This window comes from Paenibacillus sp. J22FR21, from assembly GCF_056269135.1.
Genome location: NZ_JBWDNJ010000004.1, coordinates 720,104 through 731,317 on the forward strand (window position 1 = coordinate 720,104; position 11,214 = coordinate 731,317).

Annotated in this window: 8 protein-coding genes; 4 read left to right on the top strand and 4 right to left on the bottom strand. The window is 51.4% G+C overall.

The window, feature by feature from the left end; all coding sequences use genetic code 11:
• The first annotated feature begins 132 nt into the window (after window positions 1-132).
• Both AC0YNS_RS18560 and AC0YNS_RS18565 read left to right on the top strand, forming a co-directional pair.
• Window positions 133-1,740 (top strand): DHA2 family efflux MFS transporter permease subunit, encoded by a 1,608-nt coding sequence (locus tag AC0YNS_RS18560; protein ID WP_475782445.1) that lies wholly within the window; start codon window positions 133-135, stop codon window positions 1,738-1,740.
• Between the two features lie 3 nt (window positions 1,741-1,743).
• Entirely contained in the window at window positions 1,744-2,355 is a 612-nt protein-coding gene (locus AC0YNS_RS18565) for a PadR family transcriptional regulator (RefSeq protein WP_475782446.1), read from the top strand.
• Between the two features lie 129 nt (window positions 2,356-2,484).
• Here the strand turns inward: AC0YNS_RS18565 and AC0YNS_RS18570 are convergent, their stop codons facing one another.
• The 4 genes from AC0YNS_RS18570 to AC0YNS_RS18585 form a co-directional block, all read right to left on the bottom strand.
• A complete protein-coding gene (locus AC0YNS_RS18570) occupies window positions 2,485-3,705 on the bottom strand; it encodes a PQQ-dependent sugar dehydrogenase (protein WP_475782447.1) in 1,221 nt (406 codons plus the stop codon).
• Between the two features lie 134 nt (window positions 3,706-3,839).
• Window positions 3,840-5,177, bottom strand: a complete 1,338-nt coding sequence (locus AC0YNS_RS18575) for an ABC transporter substrate-binding protein (RefSeq protein WP_475782448.1) — start codon at window positions 5,175-5,177, stop codon at window positions 3,840-3,842.
• A gap of 123 nt (window positions 5,178-5,300) precedes the next feature.
• Window positions 5,301-6,134, bottom strand: a complete 834-nt coding sequence (locus AC0YNS_RS18580; protein WP_475782449.1) for a carbohydrate ABC transporter permease — start codon at window positions 6,132-6,134, stop codon at window positions 5,301-5,303.
• A 2-nt stretch (window positions 6,135-6,136) separates the two neighbouring features.
• Window positions 6,137-7,024 carry a carbohydrate ABC transporter permease gene (locus tag AC0YNS_RS18585; protein WP_475782481.1) on the bottom strand — a complete coding sequence of 296 codons (888 nt, stop codon included), beginning with the start codon at window positions 7,022-7,024 and terminating at the stop codon, window positions 6,137-6,139.
• Window positions 7,025-7,195: 171 nt separating this feature from the next.
• Between AC0YNS_RS18585 and AC0YNS_RS18590 the strand changes: the two genes are divergently transcribed.
• A complete protein-coding gene (locus AC0YNS_RS18590) occupies window positions 7,196-9,040 on the top strand; it encodes a sensor histidine kinase (RefSeq protein ID WP_475782450.1) in 1,845 nt (614 codons plus the stop codon).
• Window positions 9,037-10,653, top strand: a complete 1,617-nt coding sequence (locus AC0YNS_RS18595) for a response regulator (RefSeq protein WP_475782451.1) — start codon at window positions 9,037-9,039, stop codon at window positions 10,651-10,653. Before AC0YNS_RS18590 ends, AC0YNS_RS18595 begins: the two co-directional genes overlap by 4 nt.
• The last annotated feature ends 561 nt before the right edge of the window (window positions 10,654-11,214 follow it).

Consider the following 11,214-nt stretch of genomic DNA (forward strand, 5'->3'; position numbering starts at 1 on the left):
TATCGCCTTCACAAAATAAATACAACCCCCACATCCAATTATTGCTTGTTGTAAACTCAAATTTGAGTATAATAAAATGAGTAGTATTCAAATTTGAGTACATACTACTCAACAAGGAAGGGAATGAACGCAGTGGACGCCAAAAGAAGTAATGTTAAACTCGTAATTGCCGGCCTGCTACTCGGTCTGTTTATGGCTGCACTCGATCAAACGATCGTATCGACGGCAATGACTACGATTATCGAGAAGATCGGAGGCTTCGATAAATTCATCTGGGTATACTCTGCCTATATGATCGCGATGGTCGTATCGACCCCGATCTTTGGTAAGCTATCCGATATGTACGGACGCAAACGGTTCTTCCTCGCCGGATTGATTCTGTTCATGGTCGGCTCCATCCTTTGCGGAACCGCAACGAACATGGAGCAGCTCATCATCTACCGCGCCATTCAAGGGATCGGCGGCGGCGCGCTGATGCCAATCGTCTTCACGATCATCTTCGATCTATTCCCAGCCGAGAAACGCGGCAAAATGATGGGTCTATTCGGCGCGGTATTCGGCGTATCCAGCGTCTTCGGTCCGGTAATGGGCGGTCTGATCACCGACAATCTTAGCTGGCGCTGGATTTTCTACATCAACGTGCCTATCGGCATTCTAGCGGTGATCTTCATCGCGCAGGCTTATCACGAACAATCCAATCCGCGTAAACAAATCATCGACTGGTTAGGCGCAATCTCGCTGACAGGTTTTGTACTTACGCTGATGTTCGGCCTCGAACTTGGCGGGTCGGACGGCTGGGCATGGGATTCGGCGAAAACCATTTCGCTCTTCGTGGCTGCCGGCGTATTGCTGATCGCCTTCTTGTTTATCGAACGTTCTGCGAAGGATCCGATCATCAAACTATCCCTATTCAAGAACAAAGTCGTCACCAGCAGCATGGCCATCAGCGTGCTCTACGGCGGCATTATGATCGCTGCTGCAACGTATATCCCACTCTTCATTCAAGGTGTATTCCACAAAACAGCAACAGAAACGAGCAGCGTACTAACGCCGATGATGCTTGGCGTAGTGCTCAGCAGCCAAGTTGGCGGCCGTGTGGTCAGCAAGCTCAGATACCGTGACGTCATGGTCGTATCTGCGCTAACGCTGTTAGTAGGCACGCTGCTACTAGGTTATGTCATGGATCAAGAAACATCCAGGCTCGTCATTACTTTGTTTATGATTATCGTCGGTCTTGGCATCGGGGTTTCCTTCTCCTTGCTCAACATCTCGACACTGAATGCAGTTCCACCGCAATATAAAGGCTCAGCTTCGTCCCTGATTACGTTCTTCCGGACAATCGGCTCTGCGCTCGGCATTACCGTATTCGGCGCGATGCAGAAGTCAGCCTTCCAATCCGGCGTGAAAGAAATCCCGAATATTAACCCGGAAGTAGCTGCTCAAATCAAAGGCGGTCAAGCGCTGCTTAATCCCGATATTCAAGCCCAATTGGGATTACCTGCCGATCTCATATCACAGCTGATCAGCAAGCTTGGCGACTCCATCATCTTTATTTTCCAATGGACGATTATCCTTCCGGTACTGGCACTCATCTTCGCGATCTTGATGGGACGCGCCAAGCTGGAAGTATCCAAATCCGGACCGCAAGGTAAACCAGGAGCACCCGGTAAACCCGGCACTGAAGGACAACACGGTCCCCAAGGCGACGGCAAACCAGCGCCTTCGTTCCACGGAGGATAACCCATGTCAATGAGGCTCTTAATCTTAGGGCTGCTCATGGAATATGAACGCCACCCCTACGAAATTCGCCAGACGATTAAAGACCGCAACTGGAACGAATGCTTCAAACTTCGCGACGGATCGCTTTATTACGCGGTAGATCAGCTTCGCGAGGATGGACTGATCGAGGCGGCTGAGGTCGTCTCGATACCTGGGGAGAATCGACCGGATAAGACGATTTATCGCATTACGGATTCCGGACGAAAGGCATTCCAAGAGCTGCTCGACAAACAATTCCAACAAATATCCTACCCCCAGCATTCGCTGTTTCTGTCGATGGCGTTCGTTCGCCACGGCGAACCTAAGAAGGTAGAGGAGAATATCGTCAAACAGCTGGAAGCCTGCCAATCGCGAATTGAGCGCATGCATGCGGTACTTCAGCTCAAAGGAAACTTCCTGCCTCGCGGCTCCGCGCTGATGATTCAAGGCTTCATCGATTTCAGCGAGACCGAGAAGAAGTGGCTGACAACGCTGCTGGAGGAAGCACGCTCGGGCAGTCTCTTCGAAGGCCATAAGCTGACACCTGCTCAGTGGGAAGCTTTCATCAAGTATAAGCAGCTACCTACGACAGAATAACAATCAATAAGCCGCTAGACAGTGCGGGACAGGAACTTCAATCCGTTCCCTCCCATTGTCTAGCGGCTTTTTCTTGAAATAGATACGCACTGCCTCGCCAAGAGGACGGCGACAGCCGTTTCACCTTGCTTAGCCGAGTCGCAGCAAACTGCCCTTCTGCGTGCAAATATACAGCTCCCCGTCTGCGTCAACGCCAAACGAAGTAATCAGCTGATCGGTCTCGATCAACACTTTATTGTCGACACTGCCATCTTCATTCTGCCTTAACGCCCAGATCGTGCCCATTGCATAATCCGCGTAGACATACCAACCGACAAGCGCCGGCAGCGCCTTGCCACGATACACGAAGCCACCCGTAATGGATACTCCTTGGTCGCGACCATAGGTGAAGATGGGCTCGATCAGCCCTTCCTTCTTACAGCCTTCTTTAGGCTTGAAACAGAGATCCCCCTCCATGACGTTCCACCCATAGTTGCCGCCTTTCTCGATGAGGTTGATTTCCTCAAGTTGATCCTGCCCGACATCCGCCGCCCATAGTTTACCAGTAGCGGTATCGAAGCTGAAACGCCATGGATTACGCAGCCCAAGCGCGTAGATTTCCGGTGCTCCACCACCGCCTGCAAAAGGATTATCCAACGGAATACTGTAATGCTTGCCGTTAACACCGGTATTCACGTCAATGCGCAGCACCTTGCCGAGCAAGCTTTGCTTATTCTGTCCGTTGCCATGCGGATCGCCGCCGCTGCCCCCGTCTCCTGCCGCAATATATAAGTACCCGTCGTCCGGTCCAAAAGCAAGCTGCCCGCCTTTATGATTCGAGAAAGGCTGCTCATACGTCAACATGATCACTTCGCTCGCCGGATCCAGCATCTCCGGATGCTCCGGATCACTCATCACGAAACGCGCGATAACCGTATGCGTCTTCGTCGTGTAATTCACGAACGCAATCCCAGGCTTCTTCGGGTGAAAAGCTAACCCCAGCAGTCCCTGCTCATTGCCGTCACTGTACACGCGATCCCGAATATCGAGCACAACTTGCGGTTTGCTTGAGGGGTTCGCAAGATCCAGCATCACCACTTGGCCCGGCTGTTCAATGACGAATACTTGATTGCGCAGCGCGGTCGTTACACCGAGCTCACTCACCATCCCAACCGGATTATCCAGCGTCCCTTCCGGAACAACAGCCTTTAATGCAACGGACATCTCTTCATTAGAAGAAGAAGCATGTCCACTTTCATTAGAAGGCATCACAACCGACTCTTCATTCCCTTTACAAGCAGTGAGCAGCAAACAAAGTCCGAGCAGCCACACAACTGCAGAAAGTCCTCTCGGCCATGTCCTCATCATCATCCTCTTGATCAACCTCCTCTGCTTTCTTCTAGTCCGATCATCTCATAGCCGCAAACACCAATTCAAGTTGAACGGTCCCCTCGTCACAAACAAAAAAATGGCCAAGCAAGGTCACCCCTGCTCAGCCATTCTCCTTATTTCTTCACGATATCCGCTACAGCTTTATCAAACTTACCAAGCAACTCGTCAGCTTTGATACGTTTGCCCATGTATTCCTGCATTGCAGCACCGAATTGTTGTGTGATGCCGTCTGGGAAACGATCCCACTGCCAGCCCTTCACTTGCTCCGGATGTTCTTGGGAGAACGTTGCGAAGTCTGCCGCGATTTTGCCGATTGCAGCTGGATCAGCCGGAATCGAAGTGATCGACGGAATGAATTTGAAATCAGTGGCTACGAACTTCTTGCCTGTTTCCGAAGTGGCCATCCAGTTGAGGAATGCTTTGGCCTCGTCCGGATGAGCGGATTTGTTGTTCACAACCCAGTTGCTTGGTACGCCTGTGAATACGTTCGGAGCGCCTTCCAGCGGTACCGGCATCATGCCAAGGTTAAGATCCGGATTCACTTCATCCGCCATACCTTGGATCCAGTTACCATGCTGAATCATGGCGTATTTACCAGCAGCAAACTCTGCCACTTGCGTGTTGTAATCCGTTGTCAGCGCAGCCTTCTGGCCGTTTGCGAACATGATGTCTACAAGGCGAACCCATTGTTTGGTAAGCGGATCGTCTTTGAATGTTTTCGTGCCTGCTTTGATTTCATCAATGAATGCGGCAGGATCAGCCTGCGTTGCGTTCGCGATATTAAACGTATGGATACCGAGCGACCACCACTCGTTGGTTAATGCGAAAGGAATAATGCCTGCCTCTTGAAGCTTCTTGCAAGCAGCTTCCAGTTCATCAAGCGTTTGCGGAAGCGTTGTGATTCCTGCTTTTGCAAACAGGTCTTTATTGTACGTCAAGCCGTACGCTTCAAGCGTCATTGGCATGCCGAGCAATTTGCCATCGCGCGAAATCTGTGCACGAGATGCTTCTACAAGATCCTTCGCCCATGGCTCGCCCGAGAGATCAACCGCACGGTCTACATAAGGATCGAAACCTGCCCAGCCGCTGGATGTAATGATTTCCGGCTCTTCGCCTGCTGCGAGCTCAGCTTTCAGCAATGCGCTGTAGTCCTCGCCGCCGCCATGCGTTTCGATTTCAACCTTCACGCCTGTTTCTTTCTCATAGGCTTCTGCCATCTTCGCAAGCGCCGCTGCGATCTCAACCTTGAATTGGAATACTTTAATCGTTACCGGTTCTTTCGGCGTGTTTGTTGTCTCTGTAGTCGCCGAATTGTTTGCAGCAGCGGTGTTGTTAGTCGCTTTCGCGTTCTCCCCGTCTGTGCTGTTGCCCCCGTTATTATTGTTGCTGGAACATCCACTCGCGATAAGTGCAGTGGCAAGCGTAAGTGCGAATATCGATCTTTTCTTCATGATTGGCCTCCCAAATGGTATTGGTTACATTTCCAATTATAGAGTGCATATTTCTGCGAATACACCGAATAAATTGAACTAGATAGTGTAATATTTTGATTAATTTAGTGGAATATCAATATATTACCCCTTAACAGATCCTGCCGTAATGCCTTGAATAATATGTTTTTGTAGAAAAAGGAAAAATGCAATGATCGGCAATGTACTAAGTGTCAGCGACGCCATCGCCAGATCCCATTTGCGCAAATACTGTCCGAAGAATTTCTGCACCGCCAGCGGGATCGTGGTGAAGTTGTCATTAATGACGAGCACCGGCAGCAAATAGTCGTTCCAAATCCACAGTACGTTCAGAATGATGACCGTAACGGCAATTGGCTTCAGCAGCGGGAATACGATGCGCCAGAACACGCCATAAGGCGAACAACCATCCACGACAGCAGCCTCTTCAATTTCAAGCGGCACGGATTTGATAAAACCATGGAACAGAAACATCGAGAGCGAAATCCCAAAACCGATGTAGCAAATGACGATTCCGTATACATGCCCCCGCAGTTCAAACATCGACGTGATACGCATCAGCGGCAGCATAACCGATTGGAACGGAATAATCATCGCCGCCACATAGACGGTGAACAGAAACTTATTGAACGTTGTCGGCTTTCGCACCAAGCGGTAAGCGCTCATACTGGCTACAATCACCAGACAGCCTACACTTAGAACGGTGATCACAACGGAGTGCATGAACACGACCGGAAAATCAATCGCGATCCATGCTCGCTTGAAATTACCAAAACCCCAGCTTGTCGGCAGCTCTGCCGCATTCAAGAGTATAGCGCCAAGCTTTTTGAACGAGTTTATGATTAGAAAATAGAACGGCGTCAGGAAAAGCAGCGCCAATAGTACGCATAAGAGCTCGAATGCGAACAGAAGTGGCGTATATCGTTGTTTGTCTTCCATCGTTACGCTTCCACCTCTTTCTTCTTGGTGAACCAAACCTGTGTGACGGTGATTAGCGCGACTCCGAAGAAGAAGATCATCGCTTTGGCCGTGCCCAGTCCATACCGATTATTCGTCAGCGCCTCACGGTAAATGTTGAGTGCGATTGACTCTGAGGCATATCCCGGTCCGCCGGCAGTCAAGGACAAATTCAGATCGAACATCCGGAATGCATTCGATGTCGTCAAGAACAGACAAATCGTAATGGCCGGCATAATGAGCGGAATGGTGATCGAGCGAAAAATCTGCCACGGACTGGCACCATCAATACGAGCTGCTTCCGTCAAATCTCTCGGGATCCCAATAATCGCTGCTATGTAGATAATCATCATGTAGCCTGCTGTCTGCCACACGAACACATTAACAATGCCCCAGAATGCTGTTGTCGGCGTACCGAGCCAAGGAAGATTGAAGAACTCCAGCCCCGTCGCTTCCCCGACAGCCGCGAATCCGCGAACATAGATAAAGTACCAAATGTAGCCAAGCAGCAAGCCGCCGATGACATTCGGCAGGAAGAAGATCGTGCGAAGCACATTTCGGCTCTTCAGATTGCGCGTAAGCAGCATGGCCAATAATAGCGCCATCACATTGGTCAGCGCCACTGCTGCAATTGTAAATCTCGCAGTAAACCAGAAAGCGGTCCAGAACCGATCATCATCCGTGAAGATGCGATGAATATTCTCAAAGCCGACCCATTTCGCATGGTTCAGATCCAGCCCGTCCCACTCCGTAAACGTATAATAGAAACCCATAAAGAACGGCACCGCGACGATAAGCAGAAAAATCAGAAGTCCCGGTCCGACAAATACGGTTTGCTGCAGCCATTCATGCCATTTGATTTTGCGATTCAAGCTCTGCACCCAGATGTCCCCTTTCTTAACCCTCGTACCTCAGTATAGCGGCTTGCGATAACCGCAATCGACAGACGATCGTGAACTTCATGGTGGAATATATTGACCAACTCACATTTCATAGCGTATGTTTATACCAAAATCCACGCCATCGATTCGGGAGGCGCATCCTTGACCACAACCTTATTCAAAAACACGACAATCCGCAAAAAGATGATGATGCTCTTCTTAATCGCGACTATACTGCCGATAGCAGCCTCCATCGCAATCTCGTATCACCAGACGAAGTCCTCGTTAACCAAAGAGGCCATTTCGAAGAACAACCGGCTGCTCGCGCTCGGCGGCACGAATATCATCAACTATATGAACAATATCAACCAGAAGTCGCTTGCTGTCTACAATTCGATGAATGTCCCCCGCTCGCTCTACTATATTTTGGAGCACAATATGGAGAACGAAGTGTTCCCGAATCAAATTAGCGATGTTATCCAGAACCGTAATTTGCTTAAGGATCATCTCTATAATATCTATCAAAGCGTGCAGGAATTTTACAAAATCAGACTCTATGTAGCAGGTCAGAATACGAGCTATCTACTATGGAATGACGACATCAAAGTCGGCAAGCATCAGAACGGTTCTATTGCGATGGCATCCAAAACCTACATCGAACCGACGCATTTAAGCCACAATTATGGACTGTCTATCAAGTCTCCTGTGAAGGAAGAACAAGTCTTCACCCTTCATCGTCCGATCTTCTTGGCACCTAGCGATGTGCAGTTGGCGGAACTTACGATTGATGTGAAGACGAGCGTGCTGAGTGATTTGAATCGTCAGCTGTACGATGCCGGACATGAGAATTACTATCTGGTTGACGCCGATGGCGGCGTCCTCATCTCCTCCGATGAAGCCCAAGTCGGCAAGCGGCTGGATACGGAATGGTTTAAGTCTGTTCGGAGTGCCTCTACGAAGACGGGGCATTTTGACTGGGATGGGCATGCGTTCTCCGGGATGATTTTCTACCAGCAGGTGAAGACCAACTACATGAATTGGTACCTGATCAAGCAAACGCCTAACAGCCATCTGTACGCGACTGCTAATGAAACCGCTTTAATTAATACCTGGGTCGGCGCGGCTTTTCTGGCCATTGCGGTCATTGCCCTGCTGCTTATCTCTTATCGTTTCACGAAGCCTCTGCTGGCGCTGATCGGTTATGTCAACAAGATTGATTCCGGTAATTTGAACGTCCAGATCGATATCCAGAGCAATGATGAAATCGGGCTGCTGGCCAAGCGATTCCGGTCGATGATGCAGACGATTAACAATTTGATCTTGAAGGAATATCGGCTTGAGCTTGCCAACAAAACCATTCAGCTCAAAGCGCTGCAAGCCCAGGTAAACCCGCACTTCCTCTATAATGCGCTGCAATCCGTCGGGACCGTTGCGTTGCAGCATGGCAACATGAAAGTATATCAGCTTGTGACCTCACTTGGGAAGATGATGCGCTATCAAATGGACATGGCAGATGTTGGGGTCGAGCTGAGCCGGGAGCTGGATTACGTGCAGGCTTACCTAGATTTGCAAAAAGAGCGCTTCGACTCCTCGCTCGATATCATTCTGATGATCGACGAGCGAACTCGCAGCATAAGACTGCCTAAGATGATTTTGCAGCCGCTGGTGGAGAACTTCTTCAAGCACGGTTTCTTGCCGTCGGAGCAGCCGGCGAAGCTCGTTATTGCCAGTTCACTTGGCGATGACGGGGCACTCACGATCGTGGTATCGGACAATGGGAAAGGGATATCGGCTGGACGTATGGCGGAGCTTAATCGGCTTCTCATGCGGGATCATGAGACGGAAAATGAGGAGGAAGAAGGGCTGGCGATCGGGCTGAGGAACGTACTGTTCCGTCTGCGGCTCTACTTTAAGCAGGATGCGGCGCTCAGTATTCAGCATTTGCACCCGCACGGGTTATCGGTGACGCTTCACATTCCACATGCATCGGAGGATCACACAGGATGAAAGCACTCATTGTAGATGACGAACGGCATGTTCGCGAGGCGATCCGGCTGCTTGTGCCATGGCAGCAATTTGGCATTGAAACGGTGCTGGAGGCCGATGATGGCACGACCGGAATGGCAATGATTCAAGCGGAGCGGCCAGCGCTTGTATTTACGGATATGATGATGCCGGTGATGGGCGGCGACAAGCTGATGGAGTGGATGGCGGATCATGCGCCCGAGAGCAAAATCATCGTCATCAGCGGGCATGATACGTTTGATTTTGTCCGTACAGCCGTGAAATTCGGGGGCATGGACTATATATTGAAGCCTATCGATGCGGAACAGTTAACAAGTGCTGTCGAGAGGGCGGTAAGCAGCTGGCGCAGTGAGGATGCGAGCCGCTCTCGTGCGCGCGGGCAAGATATTGAGCTGAATCAGCTGAAGCCGCTCTATACGGAGCAGCTGTTGGCTGCGCTGATGAAAGGGACCGGCTCCGCGCAGGAGTTTGCGCTGGCGATGAAGCCGTTTGGGATGGCAGCTTCCGAGACGATGATTCGGACTGCTGTTGTGGAGCTAAGCTCCACTCCTCCGGCCGTAGCGGATAAATTCGGCTCCTCCGGCCGGGATCTCTTCGCCTATGCAGTCGCTAATATCGTGAACGAGATGCTGCGTGAGCGTGGCGCGGGTCATGCTTTCCGCCACCATGCCGGATCTGAGCAGGAAATCGTTCTGCTCTTCTGGGACGGCTCGGTTGATGTGCCCGGACTGCTCGTGGAGTGCAACGATGCCTTGTTCGTTGCATTGAAGGCGCGACTTGCCATCGGCGTTGGCCTGCAGGTTGCCTTCCCGTCCGGACTTACCGCTTCCTACCGGCAAGCGCGGACTGCACTGATGCAGCGTAACCTGCTGCAGATGGGGAAATGCATTCACTGCTTTGAAGGTGGCGCAGCTTCTGTTGCGGAGCCTGCGTTGTTCTTCAGCTCCTATGAGGAGCGTGTGCGTTACGCCGTGCAAAGCGGCAGTCCGGATAACATCCGCCGCGCGCTGCAGCTGTGGTTCGATGCTCTCGATCAGAGAAGTCGGCTTACTCCGGAGAATCTGCTGCTCTGGCAGCGGGAATTCCAGCTCGCCGCTGCGATTTGGGAGGGCGGCCGTAATGTAGAAGGCGTGGGTAACACGTATGCCGGGGATAGCAGCTCCGTGCCTGTCGATGCCGGCGGCGCTTTTCAATACGCGGCATGGAAGGAAGCCTTTGTGCGCGAAGCATGCGAGATCGGAACCCGGCTGAACGCGGTCAGCGAGCGCGGCAGCACGATTCGCGACATCGCCGCCCATATCGAGAAGTTCGCTCACGAGGATTTGACGCTGCAGAGCATCTCGGACAAATTCCACCTCAGCCGCGAATACATATCTCGCAAATTCAAGCAGGAGCTGCACCAGAACGTCTCGGACTTCATCACCGCATGCCGGATTAATCGAGCGAAGATCCTCCTGGCCAGCGCCCATCTGAAAATCACCCAAGTCGCCGAAATGTCCGGCTTCCAGGACGAGAAGTACTTCAGCAAAGTGTTCAAGAAGCTGATGGACTGCACGCCAAGCGAGTTCCGCAAGCGGCAGTATGGGATGGAATAGAGGGTTGGCGGCGAGGCGGCGGAACCCCAGGTATCTCGGCGCATGTAGATCTCTCTACATGCGCTTCTTTCACCTTAAACCCGGTTTTCTCTCTCATGTAGACCTCCTCGTGCGCTTCTTTCACCGGAAACCCGGCTTTCCTCGCTCATGTAGACCTCCTAGTACGCTTCTTTCACCGGAAACCCGGATTTCCTCGCTCATGTAGACCTCCTCGTGCGCTTCTTTCGCCGAAAACCCGGCACTCTCGCTCATGTAGACCTCCTAGTACGCTTCTTTCGCCGGAAACCCGGCTTTCCTCGCTCATGTAGACCTCCTCGTGCGCTTCTTTCGCCGAAAACCCGGCACTCTCGCTCATGTAGACCTCCTCGTACGCTTCTTTCACCGAAAACCCGGCATTCTTCGCTCATGTAGACCTCCTAGTACGCTTCTTTCGCCGGAAACCCAGCTTTCCTCGCTCATGTAGACCTCCTCGTGCGCTTCTTTCGCCGAAAACCCGACTTTCCTCGATCATGTAGACCTCCTCGTGCGCTTCTTTCGCCGAATACCCGGCACTCTCGCTCA

Bases quoted from the DNA above. Each gene is read 5' to 3' on its own strand.
- AC0YNS_RS18570 (WP_475782447.1), bottom strand. From the start codon at position 3,705: ATGATGATGAGGACATGGCCGAGAGGACTTTCTGCAGTTGTGTGGCTG.
- AC0YNS_RS18595 (WP_475782451.1), top strand. From the start codon at position 9,037: ATGAAAGCACTCATTGTAGATGACGAACGGCATGTTCGCGAGGCGATC.
- AC0YNS_RS18580 (WP_475782449.1), bottom strand. From the start codon at position 6,134: ATGGAAGACAAACAACGATATACGCCACTTCTGTTCGCATTCGAGCTC.
- AC0YNS_RS18575 (WP_475782448.1), bottom strand. From the start codon at position 5,177: ATGAAGAAAAGATCGATATTCGCACTTACGCTTGCCACTGCACTTATC.
- AC0YNS_RS18565 (WP_475782446.1), top strand. From the start codon at position 1,744: ATGTCAATGAGGCTCTTAATCTTAGGGCTGCTCATGGAATATGAACGC.